Genomic DNA, 26,016 nt, shown 5'->3' with positions numbered 1-26,016 from the left:
ATTGCGGACAGGCCCGGCGGTGCACATCCTGACCACCACCGAGTCACGCAACGGCGCGCGACAGGAGCCAAACAGCCATGCAGACCAAGCTGGACGCGGCGAAGGCCGAACTGCTCGTCAAGGCGGCCGCCGCCGCCGAGCACAGCCAGGTGGGGGGAGCGGCGCCCGGAGAGGGTCTGGGCAACGGCGCTCTGACCGCGTACCTGCACCACTACTACCTCCACACCGCCCCCGAGGACCTGGTCGACCGCGACCCGGTCGACGTCTACGGGGCGGCCGCCTCGCACTACCGGCTGGGGCTCAAGCGGCCCCAGGGCACCGCGGAGGTCCGGGTCTCCACCCCGACCGTCGACGAGAACGGCTGGTCCAGCGGCCACACGGTGGTCGAGGTGATCACCGACGACATGCCGTTCCTGGTCGACTCGGTCACCAACGAGCTGTCCCGCCAGAACCGGGCGATCCACCTGGTCATCCACCCGCAGCTGATCGTGCGCCGTGACATCACCGGCAAGCTGCTGGAGATCCTCGACATCGACGCCTGCTCGCGCAGCCAGGCCGCCGGCGCCGAGTGGCCCGCGGACGCCACCGTCGAGTCCTGGATGCACATCGAGATCGACCGCGAGAGCGACCGCGAGGACCTGCGCCAGATCGAGGCCGACCTGCGCCGCGTGCTGGGCGACGTGCGCGAGGTGGTCGAGGACTGGGCGAAGATGCGCACCTCCGCGCTGCGCCTGGCCGACGAGCTCGCCGAGCAGCCCCCGGCCCACCTGCCCGAGCAGGAGGTCGGCGAGGCCTGGGAGCTGATGCGCTGGCTGGCCGACGAGAAGTTCACCTTCCTCGGCTACCGCGAGTACGACCTGGTCGAGCACGAGGGCGAGGAGGTGCTGCGGGCGATCCCCGGCACCGGTCTCGGCATCCTGCGCTCCGACCCGCTGAGCATCGACACCGACCACCACCCGGTCAGCGAGTCCTTCGGCCGCCTGTCCGCCCCGGTGCGGGCCAAGGCGCACGAGAAGAAGCTGCTGGTCCTGACCAAGGCCAACTCGCGCTCGACCGTGCACCGCCCGGCCTACCTGGACTACGTCGGCGTGAAGAAGTTCGACGCCGCCGGCAACGTGGTGGGCGAGCGCCGCTTCCTGGGCCTGTTCTCCTCGGCCGCCTACACCGAGTCGGTCACCCGGATCCCGGTGGTGCGCCGCAAGGTGCAGGAGGTGGTCGACGCCTCCGGTTTCTCCGCCGAGAGCCACGACGGCCGCGACCTGCTCCAGATCCTGGAGACCTTCCCGCGCGACGAGATCTTCCAGACCCCCGCCGAGGAGCTCCAGCAGATCGCCACCAGCGTCCTGTACCTCCAGGAGCGCCGCAAGCTGCGGCTCTACCTGCGCCAGGACGAGTACGGGCGCTACTTCTCCGCGCTGGTCTACCTGCCGCGCGACCGCTACACCACCCGCATCCGGCTGCGCCTGATGGACATCCTGATGCAGGAGCTGAACGGCGCGGCGATCGACTACACGGTCTGGTCCACCGAGTCGGTGCTGACCCGGCTGCACTTCGTGGTCCGGGTGGCCCCGGGCAGCGAGCTGCCGGAGCTGACCGAGGCCGAGGTCGAGCGGATCGAGGCCAAGCTGGCCGAGGCCGCCCGGTTCTGGATGGACGGCTTCAACGACCAGCTGCTGCTGGAGCTGGGCGAGGAGCGCGCCGCCGAGCTGTCGCACAAGTACGCCAACGCCTTCCCCGACGGCTACCGCGCGGACTTCACCGCCCGCACCGCGGTGGCCGACCTCAAGCAGATCGAGTCGCTGGGCGAGGAGGGCGACTTCCGGCTCAACCTCTACCAGCCGGTCGGCGCGAGCGACGACGAGCGCCGTTTCAAGGTCTACCGGGTCGGCGGTCCGATCTCGCTGACCGAGGTGCTGCCGGTGCTCCAGCGCCTGGGCGTCGAGGTGCTCGACGAGCACCCGTACGCGCTGCGCCGCTCGGACCACACCACGGCCTGGATCTACGACTTCGGCCTGCGGCTGCGGGAGAGCACCGAGCTGACCGACGAGGCCCGCGAGCGCTTCCAGGAGGCCTTCGCCGCCACCTGGACCGGCCGCGCGGAGAACGACGGCTTCAACGGCCTGATCCTCACCGCGGGCCTGAACTGGCGCCAGGCGGTCGTGCTGCGCGCGTACGCCAAGTACCTGCGCCAGGCCGGCAGCACCTTCTCGCAGGACTACGTCGAGGACGCGCTGCGCAACAACGCGCACACCACCCGCCTGCTGGTCAACCTCTTCGAGGCCCGGCTCAGCCCCAGCCACCAGCTGGGCGCCGACGAGCTGACCGAGGGCATCCTGGAGGAGCTGTCGGGTGCGCTGGACGAGGTCGTCTCGCTGGACGAGGACCGCATCCTGCGCTCCTTCCTGCACCTGATCAAGGCCACCCTGCGGACCAACTTCTTCCAGCGCGCCGCGGACGGCCAGTGGCACCCGTACGTGTCGATGAAGCTCGACCCGCACGCGATCCCCGACCTGCCGGCCCCCCGCCCGGCGTTCGAGATCTGGGTCTACTCGCCCCAGGTCGAGGGCGTGCACCTGCGCTTCGGCAAGGTCGCCCGCGGTGGTCTGCGCTGGTCCGACCGGCGTGAGGACTTCCGCACCGAGATCCTCGGCCTGGTCAAGGCCCAGATGGTCAAGAACACCGTGATCGTGCCGGTCGGCGCCAAGGGCGGCTTCGTCGCCAAGCAGCTGCCGGACCCGGCGGTGGACCGGGACGCCTGGCTGGCCGAGGGCATCTCGTCCTACAAGACCTTCATCTCGGCGCTGCTGGACATCACCGACAACCTGAAGGGCGGCCAGGTCGTCCACCCCGTCGACGTGGTCCGCCACGACGAGGACGACACCTACCTGGTGGTCGCCGCCGACAAGGGCACCGCGACCTTCTCCGACATCGCCAACGGCGTGGCCGAGCAGTACGGCTTCTGGCTGGGCGACGCCTTCGCCTCCGGCGGCTCGGCCGGCTACGACCACAAGGGCATGGGCATCACCGCCCGCGGCGCCTGGGAGTCGGTCAAGCGCAACTTCCGCGAGCTGGGCGTCGACACCCAGGCCGAGGACTTCACCGTGGTCGGCATCGGCGACATGTCCGGTGACGTCTTCGGCAACGGCATGCTGCTCAGCGAGCACATCCGTCTGGTGGCCGCCTTCGACCACCGGCACATCTTCCTGGACCCGAACCCGGAGGCCGCCTCCTCCTACGCCGAGCGGCGCCGGCTCTTCGACCTGCCGCGCAGCTCCTGGGACGACTACGACAAGTCGCTGATCTCGGCCGGCGGCGGGGTCTTCCCGCGCAGCGCCAAGTCGATCCAGCTCAGCCCCCAGGCCCGCGCCGCGCTCGGCATCGAGGTCGCCAAGCTCACCCCGGCCGAGCTGATGAAGGCCATCCTGCAGTCCCCGGTGGACCTGTTCTGGAACGGCGGCATCGGCACCTACGTCAAGTCCGAGCGGGAGACCAACGCGGACGTCGGCGACAAGGCCAACGACGCGATCCGGGTCAACGGCAGCCAGATCCGGGCCCGGGTGATCGGCGAGGGCGGCAACCTCGGCTGCACCCAGCTCGGTCGCATCGAGTACGCCCAGAGCGGCGGCCCGGCGGGCCCCGACGGCACCGGGCGCGGCGGCTGGATCAACACCGACGCCATCGACAACTCGGCCGGCGTGGACACCTCGGACCACGAGGTGAACATCAAGATCCTGCTCAACCAGGTGGTCGCCGAGGGCGACATGACGGTCAAGCAGCGCAACGTCCTGCTGGCCGAGATGACCGAGGACGTCGGCCGGCTCGTGCTGCGCAACAACTACGCGCAGAACGTGGTGCTGGCCAACGCGGTGGCCCAGGCGCACAGCATGGTCAACGTGCACTCGCGGATGATCAACCGGCTGGAGGCCGACGGCCTGCTCGACCGCGGGCTGGAGTTCCTGCCCAGCGAGAAGCAGCTGAAGGAGCGTCAGGCCAACGGCTTCGGGCTCACCCAGCCCGAGCTGTCGGTGCTGCTGGCCTACACCAAGATCACGCTGGCCGAGGAGCTGCTCGCCACCGGGCTGCCCGACGACCCGTACTTCCGCGACACCCTCCACCTGTACTTCCCGAACGCGCTGCACCAGCGCTTCGCCGACGCGGTGGACAACCACGCGCTGCGCCGGGAGATCGTCACCACCCTGATCGTCAACGACACGATCAACCGCGGTGGCTGCACCTTCGCCTTCCGGCTGCGCGAGGAAACCGGGGCGACCTACGAGGAGATCGCCCGCACCCACACCGCCGCTCGCGCGGTCTTCGGCCTGGAGAAGATCTGGGACGAGGTCGAGGGCCTGGACAACAGGATCCCGGCCGAGATCGCGACCCGGATGCGCCTGCACTCGCGCCGCCTGGTCGAGCGGGCCACCCGGTGGATGCTCAACAACCGTCGCCAGCCGCTGGACATCGCCTCGACGATCGACTTCTTCCAGCAGCGGGTGGACCAGGTGTGGACCAGCCTGCCCAAGCCGCTGCGCGGCGAGAACCTGTCCTGGTTCGAGAAGATCCACAGCGAGCTGACCGGGGCGGGCGTTCCCGACGCGCTGGCCACCCGGGTCGCCGGGCTCTCCTCGGTCTTCCCGACCCTGGACATCACCGAGGTCGCGGACCGTTCGGGCAAGGACGTGGCCGAGGTCGCCGACCTCTACTACGACCTCGGCGACCGGCTGGGCATCACGCACCTGCTGGACCGGATCATCGAGCTGCCGCGCACCGACCGGTGGTCCTCGATGGCGCGCACCTCGATCCGCGAGGACCTCTTCGCGGTGCACGCCCAGCTCACCGACGACGTGCTGGCCTGCGGCGGGGAGAACGCGACCAGCGAGGAGCGCTACAGCGCCTGGACCGAGCGCAACAGCACGCTGCTGAGCCGGGCGCAGACCACGCTGGACGACATAAGGGGATCGGACACCTACGCGCTGTCCAGCCTCTCGGTGGCCATGCGGGTGATCCGCACGCTGCTGCGCACCGGTTCGATGCGCTGACGTCGCCAGGACAGGACAGCACGGCGGGGCCGCACCTTCGGGTGCGGCCCCGCCGCTCTGCTCTGCGCTGTGCCGCCTGCGCCCGGTTGCCGGGCGGGCGGTTGCCGGGCGGGCGGTCAGCCCTGGGCCGCCCGCTGCAGCGCGCTGGCAAGCAGCGCCAGGTCGGTGGGGCCGTTGCCCAGCTCGCGCACCGGTCGGCGGGTCGGCGGAGCACCCAGCTGGGCCGGGTCGACGGCGACCACGGTGGGGCGCAGCGTGGCGGTGCGCGGGATCCGGCCGCTGACCCGGGCGGTCTGGAAGGCCAGCACGGCGCCGTCCGGGCGGCGCAGGTAGCCGCGCCCGGGGGTCTGCTCGGGCAGCGCGGCGGCGTCGTCGACGTGGACCAGCAGCTCGGAGTCGCCGGGGTGGTCGGTGCGCAGTGCGATCCGCCAGTGCGCGGCCTCGGCCAGCTCGCTGCCCGCGCTCAGCTCCGGGCGGCTGGTGGCCGCCACCAGGTGCACGCCCAGCCGGGCGCCGCGCTGGGCGACGGCGGCCAGCGCGCGGGCCAGCGGGCGGCCGGCCGGCGAGGTGGGGGAGAGCAGCGCGTCGTAGTCGTCGACGACCACGATCAGGCGCACGGGCGGCGCGTCGGCCACCACGGTGGCACTGCCGGTAGGTTGTGCCGTCCCGGCAACCGGGGCCGGGGCAGCCCCGGCGACCGCGGCCACCGGGGTGCGGGCGGGCGCGGGCTCGGCGCTGCGCGGCTGACCGATCACGGCCGGCCGGGAGGCCAGCGCCTGCTCGGCGAACCAGACCGGGAACGAGCGCCCGGCGAACAGCGCCTCGCGCCGGGCCAGCTCCTCGTGCAGCGCCTCGGCGGTCAGCAGCGCCCGGCGCGGGTCGCCGGCGGCGTCCAGCTGGCCGGTGACGTGCGGCAGCTCGGCGCAGGCGGCCAGGCCCGCGTCCCGTCCGCCGATCAGCTGGACGTGCAGCCGGTCCGGGCGCTCGCCCACCGCCAGCGAGGCGACCAGGGTGCGCAGCAGCTCGCTCTTGCCGGCGCCGCGGGCGCCGCCCACCAGCAGGTGGCCGGGGCCGGTCAGCTCGGAGCCGGCCAGGTCGACCGTGCACAGATCGTCCCTGGTGGTGCCGAGCAGCGCGGCGGCGGTACCGGCGGTGCTGGGCAGGTCGTCCCAGCGGGACGAGAGCTTGGCGGGGGTGACGGTGTCCAGACGCAGCAGGTCGAGCAGGCGCAGCGCCTCCGGCAGCGGGCCGCGGGAGACGGGTGCGGCCTCGCGCAACGGGGCCAGCGCCCTGGCCAGCCGCTCGGCCCAGGCGGGCGAGACGGCGTCCAGCGCGACCTCCTCGGTGCGCTGCTCGCCGCCGGCGACGGTCAGCCGGGTGGCCACCTCGCCGGTGACCGTGGCGGTGGCGCCCAGGCCGGGGGGCAGCTGCTCGGCGTGCTCGGCCAGGCAGAGCGCGAAGACGCCGGCGGCCGGGCCGTGGCGCAGCAGCCGCTCCAGCGCCTGGCGGGAGCGGGGCGAGCCCGGGTCGCCGTCCACCAGCAGCACGGTGGCGGGCTGCGCCTCCTCGGGCTCGCGCTCGGCGAGTTCGGTCAGGCGCTGCTCGGCCTGCGCGGGGTCCAGGCCGAAGAGCAGGCGGCAGTCCTGGCCGTGGCCGGGGCGCAGGTGCGGCAGCCAGAGCGACCAGGCCCAGTCGGCGGTGCGCCGTTCGGCCTGCTGCCGCTCGTCGGCGCTGACCACCACCAGGCTCAGCCCGCTCGGCGGGTGCAGGGTGGCGAGCTGGGCGAGCAGGGCCCGGGCCAGCCCGAGCAGCCGCACGCGCGGGCCGGCAACGCCCAGGCTGCCCGCCCGGCGCAGGTCGACGGTGACCGGGACGGCGGGCAGCACCGTGCCGGGGGTGGTGCCGGGGCCGCCCGCGAGGTCGGCGGTGCCCAGGCGCAGGGTGAGCGCGTCGGGGTGGGCGGGCACCCGCTCCCAGAGCCGCGGGCCCGGGCCGAGCGCGCTGAGCAGCAGGGTGGCGGGATCGGGCCAGCGCTCGCGCAGCGCGGTGGCCTGGCGCTCGCGGGCCTGGGCGTGCTGCTGGGCGGCGTCCCGCGCGCCGGCCGGTGCGCCCGGGGCGGGTGCGGCGGCGCGGCCGAGCCGGCGGGCCAGCAGCGAGCGGGTGCGGCCCGCTCCGCCGGGCGCGGGCAGCTCGGGCTGCTCGGCGACCGGGGGGCTGGGCCGGGCCGGGGGCGGCGGGCTGACCTGGAGGTGGCCCAGGCCGTCCGGCATGGTGGCGCGGGCCTGCTCGGCGCCGGGGGCGGCCGCCAGGGTCACGGTGGACTCGCCCAGGCGCAGCAGCGCCCCCTCGGTCAGCGCACGCGGCTCCTCGCCCAGCATGCGGCCGTCCAGCACGGTGCCGTTGGTCGAGCCGAGGTCGTGCACCGTCACGGTGCCGTCGGCGGCCAGCTGGAGGGAGAGGTGCAGCCGGGAGACGTCGGGGTCGTCGAGCGGCACGTCGGCCTCGCTGGAGCGGCCCACCCGCACCTGGCGGCCGTGCAGCCGATGCACGCCGCCGGCGTCCGGGCCGCCGACCACGCGCAGCTCGGCGGCGGGCCCGGCGGGCGGCTCGTCGGCGTCCGGATCGGGCTCGCCGAGCGCGAGCACCGCGCCGTCGAGCAGCGGGGGGTGGCCGAGCGGGGTGCGTTCGTCGATCCGCTGGGACCCGGCGTACAGGTGCACATGGGTGGCGCTGCGTGCGCCGCGCACGCCCACGGCACCGGCCAGCGCCACCGCGAGCGAGCCGAGGGTCGTACCGACCGGGGCGGTGACCAGGACGTCGGTGGCGGGTGCGGGCACGCCCGCGCCCACGCGGGGTCGGAGGACCGTCAGCCGGATCTGCATCTCGCCCCGGGTTCCCCTCTGCTCGTGATGAGTGTTGGACCACAGGAGTGCTGGTCCTCATCCTGCCACCCGGGACTGACAGTCCGCGCACCGTACCGGATTTGACGATCTTGTGATCATCGCCATGGTGGAGCCGACGGGGACTCAGGTCAAGGCGGCCCGGAGCACCGGATCCGGCCACCACCGTCCACACGCGGGGGCCGGTCATCAGGCTGGGGTTTGGCGGACACCGTTAGAGTTGCCGCACACACGGACTATCGCCCGCAGGCGACGGTAGGCCTCGGTAGGGCAAGGAGTGCACCAGGTGCGGCCGGTAGGCAGCAAGTATCTGCTCGAGGAGACCATCGGGCGTGGTGCCATGGGCACCGTCTGGCGCGGGCGGGTACGCGAGGACGCCGGGCTGGCGGACCTGCAGCCGGGCCAGCAGGTCGCGGTCAAGGTGCTCAAGGAGGAGCTGGCCGCCGACCAGGACATCGTGCTGCGCTTCCTGCGCGAGCGCTCGGTGCTGCTGCGGCTGAGCCACCCCAACATCGTCCGGCTGCGCGACCTGGTGGTCGAGGGCGAGTTGCTGGCCCTGGTCATGGACCTGGTGGACGGCCCCGACCTCTACCGCTACCTGCGTGCCAACGGCCCGCTCAGCCCGATCGCCGCGTCGCTGCTGATGGCCCAGATCGCCGACGCGCTGGCGGTCAGCCACGCGGACGGCGTGGTGCACCGCGACCTCAAGCCGGCCAACGTGCTGCTGGCCAGCAGCTACGTGGACGGCCAGGGCGAGCAGCTGCACCCGATGCTCACCGACTTCGGCATCGCCCGGCTGGCCGACTCCCCGGGAATCACCCGCACCAGCGAGTTCGTCGGCACCCCCGCCTATGTCGCCCCCGAGTCGGCGAGCGGCCGCCCGCAGACCTCCGCGGTGGACATCTACGGCGCCGGGATCATGCTCTACGAGCTGGTCACCGGGCGCGCGCCGTTCCAGGGCGACGGTGCGCTCCAGGTGCTCCAGGCCCACCTGACCCAGGAGCCGCCGCGCCCGCCGGGCATGCCCGAGCCGCTGTGGACCGTGGTCGAGCGCTGCCTGCGCAAGGACCCGGCCCAGCGCCCGAGCGCCACCTCGCTGGCGCACGCGCTGCGGGTGGTGGCCGCCGGGGTCGGCGTGCACGCCGCACCGGCCGCGGTGGACGCCGCGCTCGCCGTGGGCGCGCTGCTGGTGCCCGAGGCGCAGCCGGCCGAGGTGCCGGGGACCGGCCCCGGCAGCACACTGCCGGGCGCAGGCCAGGCCGGCGCCCCGGGCCAGCCGGACCCGGCCACCCAGCTGCTGACCGCGCAGTACGACCCGGGCGCGGCCACCCAGGTGATGCCGCACGGCGCCCCCACGGCTCCGGGCGGCGCGCACCTGTCGGGCGCCGACCCGACCCGGATGATGCCGCCCACGCCGGCCGGCCCGCCGGCGGCCGCGCCGGGCCCGGCCCAGCCGGAGGCCCCGCACCCCTGGCAGACCCAGCTGCGCGCGGCCCGCGACCGCAACCAGCAGACCCAGGTCTTCGCCGCCGAGGAGTTCGAGCCGCAGCAGGCGCCGCAGGCCTACCAGGGCGGCGGCTACGGCTACCCGCAGCAGGGCCAGCCGCGGCCGGGCGGCTACCCGCCGCCGGGCGGCCGCGGCGAGCCGTACCAGGGCGAGCCCTACCGGGAGGAGCCCTACCGGGGCGAGCAGGGCCGGGGCTACGGTCGTGCCGAGCGCCCGCCGGTGGCCCCGCCGCCGTACCAGGCCCGGCGCCCGCAGCAGCCGCCCGGCGGCCAGCGGGACCCGTACGCCGGGCAGGGCTACGCCGAGCCGGACCCGCGCTACAGCGGTGAACAGGCCTACCGCGAGCCGGCCCAGCGCCAGGCCCCGCCCGCGATGCCGCCGCGGCGCCCCGAGCCGCCGCTGCCCCGGGAGCGCGAGCCGGAGCCGGAGCGCGAGGCCAGGCCCCGCCGCGAGCCGCGCCCGCGCAGCCGCAACCGGATGTACATCCCGGGCCTGGGCTGCCTCAAGGGCTGCCTGATGGTGCTGCTGATCCTGGCGGTGGCCGCGATCGCGCTGTGGAACTTCACGCCGCTGCCGCGCTACTGGACCGACGTGCACAGCGCGGTCACCTCCACCACCAGCTGGATCAGCAGCACCTGGCACTCCGTCACCGGGAACTGACGGACCGCCACGGAGCGGTCGGCATTGACTCTTTGTCGACAAATGACGGCATCGAGGTCCCGCGGAGGGGTCCGGGGCGCGTAGGTTGGTCGGTGACGCACCGACCTCACGAGCGTTCCCGGACCCCCGCGACGTCCCGGGAACGCTCCCGCCGCCCACGGAGCAGCATTGGCACGCAAGATCGGCAGCCGGTACACCGTGCACCAGGTGATCGGCCGGGGGTCCGCCGGCACCGTGTGGCTGGGCGAGGGACCAGACGGACCGGTGGCCGTCAAGCTGCTGCGCGAGGACCTGGCCACCGACCAGGTGCTCGTCGGCCGCTTCGTCCAGGAGCGGGCCGCGCTCACCAGCCTGGACCACCCCCGGGTGGTCGGGGTGCGCGACATGGTGGTGGACGGCGACGACCTGGCTCTGGTGATGGAGCTGGTGCACGGCACCGACCTGCGCTCGCGGCTGGAGCGCGAGGGCGTGCTGGCCCCGCAGGCCGCCGTCTCGGTGATCGCGGACGTGGCGGACGGCCTGGCCGCGGCCCACGCGGCCGGCATCGTGCACCGGGACGTCAAGCCGGAGAACGTGATGCTCGACCTCGCGGCCCCGGCCGGCCCCGGCGGCGCGCCGCGGGCCAAGCTCACCGACTTCGGCATCGCCCGCCTCGTCGACGCCCCGCGCCGGACCAGGGCGACCCGGATCATCGGCACCCCCGACTACCTGGCCCCCGAGATCATCGAGGGACTGGAGCCGCGGGCGGCCGTCGACATCTACGCGCTGGCCACCGTGCTGTACGAGCTGCTGGCAGGCTTCACCCCGTTCGGCGGCGGGCACACCGGGGCGGTGCTGCGCCGCCACGTCACCGAGAGCGTGCCGCCGGTCCCCGGGCTGCCGGACGGCCTGTGGCGGATCATCGCGGAGTGCCTGGCCAAGGCCCCCGCCTCCCGGCTGCGCGCCGCCGAGCTGGCCGAGCGGCTGCGCGAGCAGCTGCCCGCGCTGGCCGGTCTGCCGCCGCTGGCGCTGCCCGCCCAGGACCGCCCGCCGGCCGAGGAGGCGCTGACCCCCGCCGAGGCCGTCTACGCCGAGGCGGACACCGGCTCCGGGACGCACCGCCGCCGGCGCGGCCCGGCCGTGCCGCTGGTCCCCGCCCCGGCGCCCGACTCCACCCGGGACACCCACACCAGCCTGCGCCGCCCCTCCGCCCACGAGCTGGCCGGCTACGCGGCCGAGTCGCGGGCCCAGCGCTCCGCACCGGCCGCCGGCCACCGCGGCGCCGGGCGCCGGGCGCTGGTCCGTCGCCGCCGGCAGCTCGCGGTGCTGCTGGCCGTGGTGCTGCTGGTGGCCGGCGCGATCGCCGCCTTCGGCGCCTTCGGGGGCGGCGGACACCACCACTCGGGCGGTTCCTTCACGCACGGCGCGGCGGCGGTGGCGGGCTCCGTGGCGAGCACGGGGCCACCGGCCGGTCCCGGTGCACCGCGCTAGCCATTAGGCTGGTGGCGTGGCAGCCGTCGATCCTTCCGAAGAGCTCAAGAACCTCGAAACGACCATGGGGTCGATCGAGGCCGTCCTCGACCTGGACAAGATCCGGGCCGACATCGAACGTCTGGAGGAGGAGGCAGCAGCCCCCGCCCTCTGGGACGACGTCGCGAACGCGCAGAAGGTCACCAGCCGACTCTCCTTCCTGCAGGGCGAGCTGCGCCGGGTGGAGAACCTGCGCAGCCGGATCGCGGACGTGGAGATCCTGTTCGAGCTGGCCGAGGACGAGGGCGACGCCGACACCCGCACCGAGGCCGAGACCGAGCTGGCCTCGGTCAAGAAGGCGGTCGAGGAGCTGGAGGTGCGCACACTGCTCTCCGGTGAGTACGACGCCCGTGAGGCCCTGGTCAACATCCGGGCCGAGGCGGGTGGCGTGGACGCCGCCGACTTCGCCGAGCAGCTGATGCGGATGTACCTGCGCTGGGCCGAGCGGCACGGCTACTCGACCGAGGTCTACGACACCTCCTACGCCGAAGAGGCCGGCATCAAGTCCGCCACCTTCAGCGTGAAGACCCCCTACGCCTACGGCACGCTCTCGGTCGAGCAGGGCACCCACCGCCTGGTGCGCATCTCGCCCTTCGACAACCAGGGCCGCCGCCAGACCTCCTTCGCCGGCGTCGAGGTGCTCCCGGTCGTCGAGCAGAGCGACCACGTCGACATCGACGAGGGCGAGCTGCGGATCGACGTGTACCGCGCCTCCGGCCCCGGCGGCCAGGGCGTCAACACCACCGACTCGGCGGTGCGGATCACCCACCTGCCGACCGGCATCGTGGTCTCCTGCCAGAACGAGCGCTCGCAGATCCAGAACAAGGCCTCGGCGATGAACGTCCTGCAGGCCAAGCTCCTGGAGCGGCGCCGCCAGGAGGAGAAGGCCCGGATGGACTCCCTCAAGGACAGCGGCAGCTCCTGGGGCAACCAGATGCGCTCCTACGTGCTGCACCCGTACCAGATGGTCAAGGACCTGCGCACCGAGTACGAGGTCGGCAACCCGCAGGCGGTGCTGGACGGCGACATCGACGGCTTCATCGAGGCCGGCATCCGCTGGCGCAAGCAGAGCGAGGCCGCTCAGTAAAGAGTGGGCAAAGCAGAAGCGGAAGGGCCCGGACGCCAGCGTCCGGGCCCTTCCGCTTCTCTTTCTTCGGCTTGATTACGCCAGCGCCTGCCGGCAGATCAGCGCCACTGCCAGCAGTGCGGCCAGCAGGGCGAGCAGGGTGGCGGGGGAGAGCGCGGCGAAGGGGCTCTGCTGCTCCTGCAGCCGGGCGCGCTGGGCACGGCAGACCGGGCAGCGGCCCTCGCTCACGCGGCCGGCGCAGTTGGCGCACACCAGATGGTCGCACGTCATGCGATCTCCTCCTTGCTGCTACTGCCAACGCACCGGGGGGCCCGATGGTTCCCGTGCCTGACCCGGGTGGGGGAGCGGCGCGGGCCGCGGCATCGCGGTTTGCCTCTACTCTGCCAGGTTCCGGGGCATCCGGCGCCCGGGCCGGGGAACCCCGGGCGGGCACTTCTCCCTCAATCATCACATTGGCGACAAGCGGACCGCGAAACCCTGGAGCCGCTGTGAAATGGCTCGCAATTTTCCCGTCATTCCTCCCCAAGAACGGACAATTCACCCGCTGTGTTCGGCGGAGCGCCCTGCGCGGCGTAAGCCGGGTCGCGTATGGTCCCGAGCCAAGGAGCGGCCCCGGCCGCCTCCACCGCCCGCCCCGGCCGACTCGCGGGGTGGGACCGACCCAGGAATGGTGCGACCGGTGGGCCTCATCGGCCCGAAGTAACGATCGGGTTACGGTAGTTGTCCGCGTCGTCAGCTGTTCCGCCTAGGATGGCCTCCGTGATGCAGCCGTGATCAGATTCGACAACGTTTCCAAGACCTATCCCAAGCAGAACCGCCCCGCCTTGTCGGAGGTCTCGCTGGAGATCGAGAAGGGCGAGTTCGTCTTCCTGGTCGGCTCCTCCGGCTCCGGCAAGTCCACCTTCCTGCGGCTGTGCCTGCGCGAGGAGCGCCCCAGCACGGGCGAGGTGCACGTGCTCGGCAAGGACCTGGGCAAGCTGTCCAACTGGAAGGTGCCGCACATGCGGCGCCAACTGGGCACCGTCTTCCAGGACTTCCGCCTGCTGCCGAACAAGACCGTGGCGCAGAACGTGGCCTTCGCGCTGGAGGTCATCGGGAAGCCGAAGAGCGCCATCAACAAGGTGGTGCCCGAGGTGCTCGACCTGGTCGGCCTCGGCGGCAAGGAGGACCGGATGCCCGGCGAGCTCTCCGGTGGTGAGCAGCAGCGCGTGGCGATCGCCCGAGCCTTCGTCAACCGCCCGATGCTGCTGATCGCTGACGAGCCGACCGGAAACCTGGACCCGCAGAACTCGGTCGGCATCATGAAGCTGCTGGACCGGATCAACCGCACCGGGACCACGGTGCTCATGGCCACCCACGACCAGGCCATCGTCGACCAGATGCGCAAGCGCGTGATCGAACTGGACAAGGGGCTGCTGGTCCGCGACCAGGCCCGCGGCGTCTACGGATACCAGCACTAGCCGGCTCCCGCCCGCCGTCGGTCCGCCAGCATTCACCTTGGAGTAGAAGAAGCTCATGCGCGCCCAGTTCATCCTGTCGGAGATCGGTGTGGGTCTCCGCCGCAACCTGACCATGACCATCGCGGTCGTGGTCAGCGTCGCGCTCTCGCTCGCGCTCGCCGGGGCCAGTCTGCTGGTCCGGGACCAGGTCAACTCGATGAAGGGGTACTGGTACGACAAGGTCGAGGTCAGCATCTACTTCTGCACCAAGGCGGACGCGAAGAACGCCCCGCAGTGTGCGAACGGTGCGGCCACCGACCAGCAGATCGCCGACGTCAAGGCGGGCCTGGACAAGCTCAAGCCGCTGGTCGAGAGCTCGACCTTCGAGACCCAGGCGGAGGCGTACAAGCACTGGAAGGACATGAACCCGGACAACAGCCTGGTCTCCGTCCTCGGTGCCGACGCCATCCCGTCCTCCTGGCGGGTCAAGCTGAGCGACCCGACCCGCTACGACGTGATCCAGAGCGCTTTCGCCGGCCATCCGGGCGTGCGCTCGGTGGAGGACGAGCGGCAGATCCTGGACAACCTCTTCGGGCTGCTCAACGGCCTGCAGACGGCGGCCTTCGTGATCATGGTGCTGATGCTCTCGGTGGCACTGCTGCTGATCGTCAACACGGTCCGGGTCTCGGCGTTCAGCCGAAGGCGCGAGACCGGGATCATGCGCCTGGTCGGTGCCTCCAACTTCTACGTGCAGATGCCGTTCATCGCGGAGGCGGCGTTCGCCGCGCTGCTCGGCGCGGTGCTGGCCTCCGGCCTGCTGCTGCTGGGCAACTACGGCGTGCAGAGCTGGCTGGCCAAGAAGGTGCAGTTCATCCACTTCATCGGCCTGTCCTCGGTGCTGCAGGTGATCCCGCTGCTGATCGTGGCCGGTATGGCGATGGCGGCGGTCGCGGCCTTCCTGACCCTGCGCAAGTACCTGAAGGTCTAGCGAAGGGCGCCTACACTCCGGTCCATGAGCGCGACTTGGCGGCGGGCACGCCACGGCGCCACCCTCAGCCTGCTGTTCGGCGCGGTGCTCTTCGGCGGCGCCGCGGTGGGCGCCTGGGGTGGCACCGGGCCCGCCGCCGCGCCGCGCCGCTGGAGTGCCGCGGACGCCGCGCCGGCCGGCGGGCCGGGTGCGGCGGCGCTCTCCCCGCAGCAGGCCGAGCGCCTGGTGGCCCGCGGCGACGACCGCTGGGCCGCCTACTACAGCCCGCAGGAGTACGCCGAGTTCGCCCAGGGCCTGGACGGCGAGTACCTGGGCACCGGCCTCTTCGTGGACCGGGACGACGACGGTGCCACGCTGATCACCGAGTTGACCGCGGGCTCACCGGCCCAGGCCGCCGGGCTGCGGGTCGGCGAGCGGCTGCTCGCGGTGGACGGCACGCCGGTGGACCGGCTGCCGGTGACCGAGGTGGTGGCCCGGCTGCGCGGCCGGCCCGGCACCCCAGCAGCCGCCGGACGCCCGGCCGGCCCCGGCTCCGCCGTGCGGCTCACGGTCCAGCGCCCCGGTGCGGCGCCGCGCGAGGTGACGGTGCGCCGCACCGTGCTCGCGGCCCAGGACGTCGCGGTCGACCACCCCGCGCCCGGCGTGCTGTGGATCACCGCCCGGGCCTTCACCACCGGCGTCGGCGAGCAGATCGCGGCGGCCCTGCGGCACGCCCCCGCCCGCGGCGCGGTGCTCGACCTGCGCGGCAACTCCGGTGGCCTGGTGGCCGAGGCCGTCACCGCCGCCTCGGCCCTGCTGGACGGCGGCCCGGTCGCCTCCTACCTGGTCGGCGGGGAGCGGCGGGAGCTGACCGCCGCACCCGGCGGGGACACCGCCACCCCGTTGGTGGTGCTGGTCGACGGCGGCACGATGAGCGCCGCCGAACTGCTGGCCGGCGCGCTGCAGGACCGCTGCCGGGCGGTGCTGGTGGGCAGCCGGACCTTCGGCAAGGGCACCGTGCAGCAGCCCAGCCGGCTGCCCGACGGCTCGGTCCTGGAGCTCACCGTGGGCCGCTGGTTCACCCCGGCCGGGCACTCCCCGGAGGGCACCGGCCTGCTCCCCGACGTCCGGGCCGGTGACCCGGTGACCGCTGACACCCTCGCCCTGCGGGTGCTCGACGGCCTGGGCACCGCCGCCGCCCGCCCGTAACGGTGCCCACCGGTAAACCGGCTGCCGAGCGGTTGCCCGGGATGCGAGAATGGCCGGTGCTATGGCAAAGGAAAAGGGACAGAAGCTGATCGCGCAGAACAAGAAGGCGCGACACGAGTACACGATCCTCGACACCTACGAGTGCGGGATGGTGCTCACCGGCACCGAGGTCAAGTCGCTGCGCGAGGGCCGGGCCAACCTGGTGGACGGCTACGCCTACACCCAGGCCGGCGAGGTGTGGATCGACAACGTCTTCATTCCCGAGTACACCCAGGGGACGTGGACCAACCACTCCGCGCGGCGCAAGCGCAAGCTGCTGCTGCACAAGATGGAGATCCGCAAGCTGGAGGCGAAGACCAAGGAGACCGGCCACACCCTGGTGCCGCTCTCGCTGTACTTCAAGGACGGCCGGGTCAAGCTGGAGCTGGCGCTCGCGGTCGGCAAGAAGCTCTACGACAAGCGGCAGACGCTGCGCGAGAAGCAGGACACCCGGGAGACGGCCCGCGCGGTCGCCGCCGTGCGCCGCCGCCAGGGCTGATTGTGCCCCTTCTGTAGCAGCTTGGTCCCAACGGGGTGAGCTGCCCTGATCAGCGACCTTTTGTCCAGGGAAGCATCAGTACGATCGCGGCATGAACGTCTCCCTGTTGGACGGCTGGTTCCCGTGGACCGTCCAGCTCGCGGCAGCCGCCGCGCTGCTCCTCGCCGTCGGCTGGCGGGACCGCCGCTGGCGGTTGCGCCGGGCGCCGCTGGCGATCGGCGTCGCGGCCGTGCTGACCGCGCTGCTCGGCCTGCTGACCGTCACCGTCGGCGGGGTCACCGACCCGTTGCCGCTCGCGCTCTGGTGGTGGCTGGGCGCGGCCGTGCTCGCGCTGACCGTGCTGGTGGCCGGCTGGCGCTCGGCGCGCTGGTGGCGCCGTGCGGTGGCGCCGCTGGCCGGGCTGCTCGCGGTGCTGGCCGGCGCCAACGCGCTGAACGCCTCCACCGGTTACTTCCCCACCCTGGACGACGCGATCGGGGAGCTCAGCGGTGCCCCGCTGCCCCAGCAGGTGACGCTCGATCAGCTCGGCTCGCTCACCGGCAGGACCACCACCGGCCGGATCGTGCAGGTGGACATACCCGACACCGCCAGCGGCTTCGCCCATCGCCAGGAGCTGGTCTACCTGCCGCCGGCCTGGTTCCGCAGCAAGACCCGCCCCAAGCTGCCGGTCCTGGAGATGATCGGCGGCGAGTACGCGGCCCCCGACAACTGGGTGCGGGCCGGCGACGCGGTGCAGACCGCGGACGCGTACGCGGCGCAGCACGGTGGTTTCGCCCCGGTCCTGGTCTTCGCGGACGCGACCGGCGGATTCAAGGTCGACACGGAATGCGTGGACGGGCCCAGCGGGATGGCCGAGGACCACCTGGTGAAGGACATTCCGCCCTATGTGGAGAAGACCTTCGACACGTCGGCCGACCCGCGCAAGTGGGGCGTGGTCGGCTGGTCGATGGGCGGTACCTGTGCGATCGACCTGACGGTCGAACACCCCGGGGTCTTCACGCGTTTCGAGGACATCTCCGGTGACATCGGCCCCAACACCGGCGACAAGCAGCAGACCATCGACAAGCTCTACGGCGGCGACGCGGCGGCCTGGGCGGCGCACGATCCGATGACCGTACTGGCTCATCACGCCAAGTTCCGCGACACCGCCGGCTGGTTCGAGAGCGGGGACCAGGAGAGCCGGCAGACCGCCCAGGGCAAGGAGCTGGCGGCGGCCGCGCGCAAGGACGGGATCAGGTGCGAGCAGACCGTGCAGCCGGGCCGGCACGTGTGGCAGTTCGCCTCCAACGCGTTCGCCCAGGCGCTGCCCTGGCTCTCCCAGCAGCTGGGCACCCCGGGCCCGCACGCCGGCAAGCCCGCCACGGTCCCCGATGCACCGGCGCCGGGCCCCGCCCCGAAGGGTTCGCCCGACCCGAAGGTGTAATCGGCTGGACCGCGCCAAACCGGGCGCGTACCATGGGCGGAGCACCACCGGGCGATGCTGATCACCCGGAGTTGTTTCTCAGGAAGCTGTACCTTCTTAAAAAAACATGGGGATGATCGGTTTCGACAGGGGACGTCGAAACAGGAGAAGCGAGCCGAGGAACGCGGCAATGATCTCGTTAACCATCTGTCGCAAAAAAATAATCGCCAATACTAAGCGCGAGACCTTCGCGCTCGCTGCCTGAGCAGCGAGTAGCCAAGGAGTCAGACCGGGGAGTTCCCGACTCGGATCCTGGCTTAATCTAGGGAACTGAACCGTCCGCCCCGGTTACGGGGGCGGGTGGGAAATCAAACAGTAGCTGGGCCCGTTGGCGGCTTGTCCGCGTGACTGCCAGGGCCGAGAAAAGCACAGCGGACTGCGCTCGGAGAAGTCCTGAATCCACTCCACTGGACCCGGGTTCGATTCCCGGCATCTCCACCATCCCATGTGCATGCGGGCCGCCTTCCTCGACGGAAGGCGGCCTTCGTGTTTCTCCGGCCGGGGTCCGGGAGTAGGATCGTCCGTCCGCCGACTTTGGACGGCGGTCTTCTCCCACCAGCAGACGAGACGTACGACAGGGGATTCCTTGGGCGCGCACGGCAGGCAGCACGCGGCCGCAACCACCGAGGCCGGCACGGCACCATCGGGCACCAGCACCACGAACACCGTGATGACCACCGCCGCGAACAGCTCGGCCGAGGGGCTGCGCGAGCGCGAGATCGCCGGTGAGCAGCGGCACCTCGACACGGTGTACCAGCGCCTGGAAGAGAAGCTCGCCGAGGCCGAGTACGTCCTGGAGGACGCCGCCCGGCGGGTCCAGGTCGGCACCCCCGGCGCGCTCGCCGAGCGGGACGCCCAGGTCTACCGGGCCGGCACCCACCTCAACCGGCTGAACAACGAGTTCGAGGACTTCCTGTTCGGCCGGATCGACCTCCAGCAGGCGGACGCCCCCGAAGAGCACGGCATCCCCTCCTTCACCCCGCTCGATCCGGCCGACGAGAACGTCGCGCAGACCCTGCACATCGGCCGGCTCGGCGTGCTCGACGCGGAGTACGGCCCCCTGGTGATCGACTGGCGGGCGCCGGCCGCCGCGCCGTTCTACCGGGCCACCCCGCTGGAGCCGGGCCGGGTGCTGCGCCGCCGGGTGATCCGCTCCAAGGGCCGCAAGGTGATCGGCGTCGAGGACGACCTGCTGCGCCCCGACCTGACCCCCACGCTGGACGGCCAGGAGCTGGCCGTGATCGGCGACGGCGCGCTGATGGCCTCGCTGGGCCGGGCCCGCAGTCACACCATGCGCGACATCGTCTCCTCGATCCAGAAGGAGCAGGACGAGGTGATCAGGGCCCCCGCCGCGGGTGCCACCCTGGTCACCGGCGGCCCCGGCACCGGCAAGACCGCCGTGGCGCTGCACCGTGCCGCCTTCCTGCTCTACCAGGACCGGCGCCGCTACGCGGGCGGGATCCTGGTGGTCAGCCCGACCCCGCTGCTGGTCTCCTACACCGAGGGCGTGCTGCCCTCGCTCGGCGAGGAGGGCCAGGTGGCCATCCGCGCGGTCGGCAGCCTGGTGGACGGCATCGAGGCCGAGCGCTACGACACGCCCGAGGTGGCCCGGGTCAAGGGCTCGGCCCGGATGGTCCAGCTGCTGCGCCGCGCGGCGCGGGCCGCGCTGGAAGTGTCCATGAGCGGCTCCGCCGTCGGCGGTGCGCCCACCGAGCTGCGGGTGGCGGCGCGCGGCGAGGTGGTGCGCCTGGACGCCGCCCGGCTGCGCACGGTGCGCGGCAACGTGATCGGCAGCGGCGGCACCCCGCTCAACCTGCTGCGCCCCCGGGCCCGCCGGCTGCTGCTGGACGCGCTCTGGTCGGAGGCCACCCGGCACCTGCCGGCGCCCGCCGACCACTTCTCCCGCGAGCAGCGCCAGGAGCAGAAGGAGAGCTTCGACGAGTACGTCTCGGACGAGGCGCCGTTCCTGGACTTCCTGGACGCCTGGTGGCCCGCGCTGACCCCGCGTCAGGTGCTCGCCACGCTGCGGCAGAGCAAGCACACCAACCGGATCGCCCGGCGCGTCGTGACGCCCGAGGAGGCCCGCCTGCTGGCCGCCTCCTGGCGCCACCTGGACGAGCGCGGCCGGGGCGCGCTGTCGGCGCACGACGTGGCGCTGATCGACGAGCTGCAGCTGCTGCTCGGCGAGCCCGCCCGGCCCAAGGTGCGCGAGGTGGACGCGGTCGACCTGCTCACCGGCCTGGACGAGGTGACCACCTACGCCGACCGCAGCGCCCGCCAGCGGACCGCGGTTCCGGTGGAGCGCACCGAGTACGCCCACGTGATCGTGGACGAGGCGCAGGACCTCACCCCGATGCAGTGGCGGATGATCGGCCGCCGGTCCCGGATGGCGACCTGGACGATCGTCGGCGACCCGGCGCAGAGTTCCTGGCCGTTCCCCGAGGAGGCCAGGAGCGCGCTGGACGAGGTGCTGTCCGGCAAGCCGCGCCGACGCCACACGCTGACCGTGAACTACCGCAACCCGGCCGAGATCGCCGAGGTGGCGGCCAAGGTGCTGGAGCTGGCCGCGCCGGGCACCCCCTCGCCGACCGCGGTGCGCTCCACCGGGATCGAGCCGCGGTTCGCGGCCGTGACCGCGGTCGAGCCCGCCGCCTTCGCGGCTGCGGCCCGGGCCGAGCTGGTCCGGCTGCTGGGCGAGGTGGACGGCACGGTCGCCGTGGTGGTCCCGATGGACCGCCGGGCCGAGGCCGCGCAGTGGATCGCGGACCTGGGCGAGCGGGTGGTGGCACTGGGCAGCCTGGAGGCCAAGGGCCTGGAGTACGACGCGACGGTGGTCGCCGATCCGACCGGCATCGCCGGCGAGTCGGAGGCCGGTCTGCGGGTGCTCTACGTGGCGCTGACCCGGGCCACCCAGCGGCTGACCGTGCTGTCCGGCCCGGACGACCTGCCGGACGCGGCCGGGGTCCCGGCGCTGCTGCGCTGAACCTGACGCTCCGTCAACGACTGTGGCCCCCACCGGAGGTGGGGGCCACAGTCCTACGTTGGTGACACCGACCCGCCATGCTCGCCTCGCGGCAAGTGGTCGCTCGAAGCGACTAAGGTTGGGCCCGGGGGCTTGGATCGAGCCGGTGTCCCGTCCAATGTAACCCATCGGTCCCGACAGGCAATCCCATACGGCGGATTTTCGGTGCTTGTCCAGGTTCACCGCATCCTCTGTTGTCGGTTCCGTGCAATCAACGGACGATATTTCTGGGAAGCCCCTGGTAGGTGCGACGATCGGGGCCTAGGATGCGCGAGGCGCAGCATCAACAAACTGTTGAAGTAACGGCGCGTTGAGGACGGCCTGGCCAGCTCTCACCTCAGTGGACGGAAGAAGGACGTCGATGGCGACGGTGCCCAGTGTCTCCAACTCGATCACGGTGCGGCTGGAGGTTCCGGCCAGCGGTAACGCGGTCAGCAACATCACCACCGCCGTGGAGTCCTCCGGTGGCTCGGTGACCGGCCTGGACGTCACGGCCTCCGGTCTGGAAGCACTGCGGATCGACGTGACCGTGGCGGCCGCGTCGGTTGCGCACGGCGAGGAGATCGTCGAGAAGCTGCGGGCGATCGAGGGCGTCACGATCGGCAAGGTCTCGGACCGCACCTTCCTGATGCACCTCGGCGGCAAGATCGAGATGTCCTCGAAGCTGCCGATCCGCAACCGTGACGACCTGAGCATGATCTACACCCCCGGTGTGGCCCGGGTCTGCATGGCGATCGCCGAGAACCCCGAGGACGCCCGCCGCCTGACCATCAAGCGCAACAGCGTGGCCGTGGTCACCGACGGCTCCGCGGTGCTGGGCCTGGGCAACATCGGCCCGCAGGCCGCGCTGCCGGTGATGGAGGGCAAGGCGGCCCTGTTCAAGCGCTTCGCCGGGATCGACGCCTGGCCGATCTGCCTGGACACCCAGGACGCCGACGAGATCGTGGCCATCGTCAAGGCGATCGCCCCCGGCTTCGCCGGCATCAACCTGGAGGACATCTCCGCGCCGCGCTGCTTCGAGATCGAGGCGCGGCTGCGCGAGGCGCTGGACATCCCGGTCTTCCATGACGACCAGCACGGCACCGCGATCGTGGTGCTCGCCGCGCTGACCAACGCGCTGCGGGTGGTCGGCAAGGAGATCGGCGAGATCCGGGTGGTCATGTCGGGCGCCGGTGCGGCCGGCACCGCGATCCTCAAGCTGCTGCTGGCCGCCGGCGTCGAGCACGCCACGGTGGCCGACGTGCGCGGCGTGGTGCACAGCGGCCGTGAGGACCTCAACGACTCGCTGCGCTGGATCGCCGAGCACACCAACCGCTCGGGCCGCACCGGCAGCCTCAAGGAGGCCGTGGCGGACGCCGACGTCTTCATCGGCGTGTCGGCCCCGAACGTCCTGGACGGCGACGACATCGCCTCGATGGCCGACAAGGCGATCGTCTTCGCGCTGGCCAACCCGGACCCGGAGGTCGACCCGGCGGTGGCCCGGCAGACCGCCGCGGTGGTCGCCACGGGCCGCAGCGACTTCCCGAACCAGATCAACAACGTGCTGGTCTTCCCGGGTGTCTTCCGCGGCCTGCTGGACGCGCAGAGCCGCACGGTGAACACCGAGATGATGATCGCCGCCGCGCGGGCGCTGGCCACCACGGTCACCGACGACCAGCTGAACCCGAACTACATCATCCCCAGCGTCTTCCACCCGGACGTGGCCAAGACGGTGGCCGCGGCCGTGCGGGAGGCCGCGCTGGCCGCCGGTGGCGAGGGCGACCAGGCCCCCTCCCGGCCGACGCCGGGCATCGTCGGCACCCTGGACACGGCCGCCTTCCCGGTCGTCCGGCTCTGACCTGGGAGGGTCCACGGGGCGGTATTCGGTCGCTCGTCTGACCGAATACCGCCCCCGCCCGTGTCGGGCAGCCCCGATTCCTTGCGACACAAGGGGAAGGGTGTGTTTGGGCTTGTCCCCGTCAGGGCGTACGGTAGCCCTGCACGGGGCAGGCGTGTCCGACAAGTACGGAACGTCCCCCAACCACTCGGCGAGTCGTTCCCGGCCGCCGCCCGCGTCGGTCCGCCGGCGCCGACGAAGCGTCATAGCTGCGTGGGGAGGGCGCCGTTCGGGGTGGATGGCCGAGGCCCGATTGGCTTTCTCGGGGCCGGTAAGGGCAGGATTCGTTCCCAGGCAGGCACGTGGCAGGACTGACACGACGCGCGGCCCGGAGCACGAGCCGCGCACCTACCACCAGCCGCCTGAACGAGCACAGTGTGCGGACCAGCGGCCCAGCCGGGTGCCTCCGGAGGGACGACCGATGGGCCCCCGCACACCGCAACGAACAGACCACAGGAGTACACATGAACCGCAGTGAGCTGGTGGCCGCTCTGGCCGACCGCGCCGAGGTGACCCGCAAGGACGCCGACGCCGTTCTGGCGGCATTCGCCGAGGTCGTGGGCGAGGTTGTGGCCAAGGGTGACGAGAAGGTCACCATCCCCGGTTTCCTGACCTTCGAGCGCACCCACCGCGCCGCTCGCACCGCCCGCAACCCGCAGACCGGTGAGCCGATCCAGATCGCGGCCGGCTACAGCGCCAAGGTGAGCGCCGGTTCCAAGCTGAAGGAAGCCGCCAAGGGCGCCTGATCTCCGCTGGAGCGGGGGCGGTCCGGGTTTCCGGACCGCCCCCGCTCCGTCGTTGTGGCAGTGCCGCGCCGTAAGGTCGGAGACCATGCGCGTACTGGTACTGGAGGACGACCCCAGGCTCGGCCCGGAGATAGCCGACGGGCTGCGCCGGGCCGGATTCGCCGTCGACCTGGCCGCCGACCTGGCCGAGGCCGACCTCAAGCTCGCGGTCACCGACTACCACTGCCTGGTGGCCGACCGGGCGCTGCCCGACGGCGACGCCCTGCGGCTGGTCGCGGACCGCCGCGCGGCCGGCTGGCAGCGCCCGGTGCTGCTGCTCACCGCGATGGACTCGGTGGCCGACCGGGTGGCCGGCTTCGAGCACGGAGCCGACGACTACCTGGTCAAGCCGTTCGCGGCCGCCGAGCTGGCGGCCCGGGTCCGCAACCTGTGCCGCCGCCCCGAGCCGGCCCGGCTGCCGCAGCTGCGCCTGGGGGACCTGGAGCTGGACCTGCCGCGCCGCCGGGTCACCCGGGCCGGGGTGCTGCTCACCCTCACGGCGAAGGAGTTCGCCGTCCTGGAGCTGCTGATGCTGCAGGCGGGGACGGTGGTCACCCGCACCCGGCTGATCGAGAGCTGCTGGGACGAGCTGAACGAACCGATGTCCAACGTGGTCGACGTGCTGATCCGCCAGCTGCGCCGCCGGCTCGGCCCGCCGGACCCGATCGAGACCGTGCGCGGCGTCGGCTACCGGCTCGTGGACCCGGCCGGGCACGGCGGTCGCGGATGACCTCGCCGGCCGCCCGAGGCCTGCGCCGGCTGCGCTGGACCCTGACCCTGCTCTTCGCCGGCACCACGGCTGCCTGCCTGCTGGTGCTGGCCACCCTGGCCGCGCACACCGACGCCCAGTCCCGGGCCAAGGAACTGGACAACGACGCGGCCCGGCGGGCCGGCGGGCTGGCCCGGGCGCTCTGGTTCGACAACGACACGCTGGCCGTCGACCCGCTCGGCGAGGACGAGCTGGCCCGCGGCGCCGACGTGCTCGGCGCGGTCCAGGTCCCGGCGGGCGGCACCGGGCTGCCGAGCGTGGTGCGCTGGGTCCGCCCCGACACCGCCCACCTGCCGGGCGGCGAGCTGCTGGGCAGGCTCTGGACCCAGGTGCAGACCGGCCAGGACGCCACGCTGGCCACCGGGCCCGGGGGCAGCGGGCGGATGATGCGCTGGGCCGCCGCGCCGGTCTGGAACGGGGACACCATCGCCGCCCTGGTGGTGGTCGGCGCCGACCCGGCACAGAGCCGGGCCGACCACGAGCGGCTGGTCCGCTGGCTGCTGCTGGGCTGCTCGGCGCTGGTGCTGGCCGCCGCCGCGATCGGCCACCTGCTCTCCGGCCGGGCGATGCGCCCCGCGCTGCGCGGCCTGGAGCGCCAGGAGCAGTTCCTCACCGAGGCCGCGCACGAGCTGCGCACGCCGCTGGCCACGCTGCGCCTGGCCGTCGAGCGCGGGGCCTCGGCGCCGGAGCGGGCGCCCGCGGCGCTCGCGGAGGCGGCGGCGCTCAGCGACCGGCTGGCCCGGCTGGTCACCGGCCTGCTGGCCCGCGCCCGGATCGACTCCGGCACCCAGCAGGTGGAGCTGATGCCGCTGCGGCTGGACCAACTGGTCGAGCAGACCGTGGCCGAACTGGTGGAGGGCCTCGGGACCGCGCCGGCCCAGGGCTGGGGGAGGGTGACCGTGCTGGTCGGCGAGCAACCGCTGATCGTGCGCGGCGACCCGGAGCTGCTGGGCCAGGCGGTGCGCAACCTGGTGGAGAACGCGCTGCGCTACGGCGCCGGGACCCCGGTGACGGTGGCCGCCGCGCCCGGCCTGGTCACCGTCACGGACGCCGGGCCGGGGGTGCCCGAGCAGCGCCGCGAGGCGGTCTTCCGGCGGGGCGTCACCAGCGGTGCGGGCACCGGGACGGGGCTGGCCATCGTCCGCTGGGTGGCCGAACTGCACGGCGGCAGCGCGCGGCTGGAGCAAGCGCCGGGCGGCGGCCTGCGCGCCGAACTCAGGCTGCCGCAGGAGTGACCGGAGCACCGG

Annotated in this window: 16 protein-coding genes and 1 other RNA gene; 15 read left to right on the top strand and 2 right to left on the bottom strand. The window is 72.9% G+C overall.

Annotation, left to right across the window (positions count from 1 at the left end):
- Positions 1–77: 77 nt before the first annotated feature.
- Complete coding sequence (locus tag OG500_RS14985; protein WP_327067175.1) at positions 78–5,039, top strand: NAD-glutamate dehydrogenase; 4,962 nt, start codon at positions 78–80, stop codon at positions 5,037–5,039.
- Between the two features lie 116 nt (positions 5,040–5,155).
- Here OG500_RS14985 and OG500_RS14980 read toward each other — a convergent pair whose 3' ends face one another.
- Entirely contained in the window at positions 5,156–7,921 is a 2,766-nt protein-coding gene (locus OG500_RS14980; protein WP_329580607.1) for an FtsK/SpoIIIE domain-containing protein, read from the bottom strand.
- 304 nt (positions 7,922–8,225) lie between these two features.
- Between OG500_RS14980 and OG500_RS14975 the strand changes: the two genes are divergently transcribed.
- From OG500_RS14975 to prfB, 3 genes are all read left to right on the top strand, one after another.
- Positions 8,226–10,106, top strand: coding sequence for a serine/threonine-protein kinase (locus tag OG500_RS14975; protein WP_329580604.1), 1,881 nt, complete (start codon positions 8,226–8,228; stop codon positions 10,104–10,106).
- Between the two features lie 168 nt (positions 10,107–10,274).
- On the top strand, positions 10,275–11,576 hold the full coding sequence (locus OG500_RS14970) for a serine/threonine-protein kinase (RefSeq protein WP_327067172.1): 1,302 nt from the start codon (positions 10,275–10,277) through the stop codon (positions 11,574–11,576).
- 16 nt (positions 11,577–11,592) lie between these two features.
- The gene (gene prfB, locus OG500_RS14965) at positions 11,593–12,702 is read left to right on the top strand and encodes a peptide chain release factor 2 (protein ID WP_327067171.1); all 1,110 of its coding nucleotides are present in this window, start codon (positions 11,593–11,595) and stop codon (positions 12,700–12,702) included.
- Positions 12,703–12,777: 75 nt separating this feature from the next.
- Here prfB and OG500_RS14960 read toward each other — a convergent pair whose 3' ends face one another.
- Positions 12,778–12,972, bottom strand: a complete 195-nt coding sequence (locus OG500_RS14960; protein WP_327067170.1) for a hypothetical protein — start codon at positions 12,970–12,972, stop codon at positions 12,778–12,780.
- Positions 12,973–13,472: 500 nt separating this feature from the next.
- Here OG500_RS14960 and ftsE point away from each other — a divergent pair, with 500 nt between their 5' ends.
- From ftsE to OG500_RS14905, 11 genes are all read left to right on the top strand, one after another.
- Complete coding sequence (gene ftsE, locus OG500_RS14955) at positions 13,473–14,162, top strand: cell division ATP-binding protein FtsE (protein ID WP_145905956.1); 690 nt, start codon at positions 13,473–13,475, stop codon at positions 14,160–14,162.
- 55 nt (positions 14,163–14,217) lie between these two features.
- Positions 14,218–15,129: a permease-like cell division protein FtsX gene (gene ftsX, locus OG500_RS14950; protein WP_327067169.1), complete on the top strand. Its 912-nt coding sequence runs from the start codon at positions 14,218–14,220 to the stop codon at positions 15,127–15,129.
- Positions 15,130–15,153: 24 nt separating this feature from the next.
- A complete protein-coding gene (locus OG500_RS14945; protein ID WP_327067168.1) occupies positions 15,154–16,317 on the top strand; it encodes a S41 family peptidase in 1,164 nt (387 codons plus the stop codon).
- 61 nt (positions 16,318–16,378) lie between these two features.
- The gene (gene smpB, locus OG500_RS14940; RefSeq protein WP_327067167.1) at positions 16,379–16,855 is read left to right on the top strand and encodes an SsrA-binding protein SmpB; all 477 of its coding nucleotides are present in this window, start codon (positions 16,379–16,381) and stop codon (positions 16,853–16,855) included.
- A 91-nt stretch (positions 16,856–16,946) separates the two neighbouring features.
- A complete protein-coding gene (locus tag OG500_RS14935) occupies positions 16,947–18,278 on the top strand; it encodes an alpha/beta hydrolase (protein WP_329580596.1) in 1,332 nt (443 codons plus the stop codon).
- A gap of 108 nt (positions 18,279–18,386) precedes the next feature.
- Positions 18,387–18,758: a transfer-messenger RNA gene (gene ssrA / locus OG500_RS14930) on the top strand.
- A gap of 229 nt (positions 18,759–18,987) precedes the next feature.
- Entirely contained in the window at positions 18,988–21,300 is a 2,313-nt protein-coding gene (locus OG500_RS14925) for a HelD family protein (RefSeq protein ID WP_329580593.1), read from the top strand.
- A 400-nt stretch (positions 21,301–21,700) separates the two neighbouring features.
- Positions 21,701–23,176 (top strand): NAD-dependent malic enzyme, encoded by a 1,476-nt coding sequence (locus OG500_RS14920; RefSeq protein ID WP_327067163.1) that lies wholly within the window; start codon positions 21,701–21,703, stop codon positions 23,174–23,176.
- Positions 23,177–23,679: 503 nt separating this feature from the next.
- The gene (locus OG500_RS14915) at positions 23,680–23,961 is read left to right on the top strand and encodes an HU family DNA-binding protein (RefSeq protein ID WP_035848732.1); all 282 of its coding nucleotides are present in this window, start codon (positions 23,680–23,682) and stop codon (positions 23,959–23,961) included.
- Between the two features lie 85 nt (positions 23,962–24,046).
- Positions 24,047–24,730 carry a response regulator transcription factor gene (locus OG500_RS14910; protein WP_327067162.1) on the top strand — a complete coding sequence of 228 codons (684 nt, stop codon included), beginning with the start codon at positions 24,047–24,049 and terminating at the stop codon, positions 24,728–24,730.
- Complete coding sequence (locus tag OG500_RS14905; RefSeq protein ID WP_329580586.1) at positions 24,727–26,004, top strand: sensor histidine kinase; 1,278 nt, start codon at positions 24,727–24,729, stop codon at positions 26,002–26,004. Before OG500_RS14910 ends, OG500_RS14905 begins: the two co-directional genes overlap by 4 nt.
- Positions 26,005–26,016 lie beyond the last annotated feature (12 nt).

This window comes from Kitasatospora sp. NBC_01250, assembly GCF_036226465.1.
GTDB lineage: Bacteria > Actinomycetota > Actinomycetes > Streptomycetales > Streptomycetaceae > Kitasatospora.
This window is presented reverse-complemented; position numbering and strand designations above follow the sequence as displayed.

What these genes read in the sequence shown, in the direction of transcription:
- OG500_RS14985 (WP_327067175.1), top strand. Translation starts at nt 78, where the DNA reads ATGCAGACCAAGCTGGACGCGGCGAAGGCCGAACTGCTCGTCAAGGCG.
- OG500_RS14980 (WP_329580607.1), bottom strand. Translation starts at nt 7,921, where the DNA reads ATGCAGATCCGGCTGACGGTCCTCCGACCCCGCGTGGGCGCGGGCGTG.
- OG500_RS14960 (WP_327067170.1), bottom strand. Translation starts at nt 12,972, where the DNA reads ATGACGTGCGACCATCTGGTGTGCGCCAACTGCGCCGGCCGCGTGAGC.
- ftsX (WP_327067169.1), top strand. Translation starts at nt 14,218, where the DNA reads ATGCGCGCCCAGTTCATCCTGTCGGAGATCGGTGTGGGTCTCCGCCGC.
- OG500_RS14945 (WP_327067168.1), top strand. Translation starts at nt 15,154, where the DNA reads ATGAGCGCGACTTGGCGGCGGGCACGCCACGGCGCCACCCTCAGCCTG.
- smpB (WP_327067167.1), top strand. Translation starts at nt 16,379, where the DNA reads ATGGCAAAGGAAAAGGGACAGAAGCTGATCGCGCAGAACAAGAAGGCG.
- OG500_RS14935 (WP_329580596.1), top strand. Translation starts at nt 16,947, where the DNA reads ATGAACGTCTCCCTGTTGGACGGCTGGTTCCCGTGGACCGTCCAGCTC.
- OG500_RS14925 (WP_329580593.1), top strand. Translation starts at nt 18,988, where the DNA reads ATGACCACCGCCGCGAACAGCTCGGCCGAGGGGCTGCGCGAGCGCGAG.
- OG500_RS14920 (WP_327067163.1), top strand. Translation starts at nt 21,701, where the DNA reads ATGGCGACGGTGCCCAGTGTCTCCAACTCGATCACGGTGCGGCTGGAG.
- OG500_RS14915 (WP_035848732.1), top strand. Translation starts at nt 23,680, where the DNA reads ATGAACCGCAGTGAGCTGGTGGCCGCTCTGGCCGACCGCGCCGAGGTG.
- OG500_RS14910 (WP_327067162.1), top strand. Translation starts at nt 24,047, where the DNA reads ATGCGCGTACTGGTACTGGAGGACGACCCCAGGCTCGGCCCGGAGATA.
- OG500_RS14905 (WP_329580586.1), top strand. Translation starts at nt 24,727, where the DNA reads ATGACCTCGCCGGCCGCCCGAGGCCTGCGCCGGCTGCGCTGGACCCTG.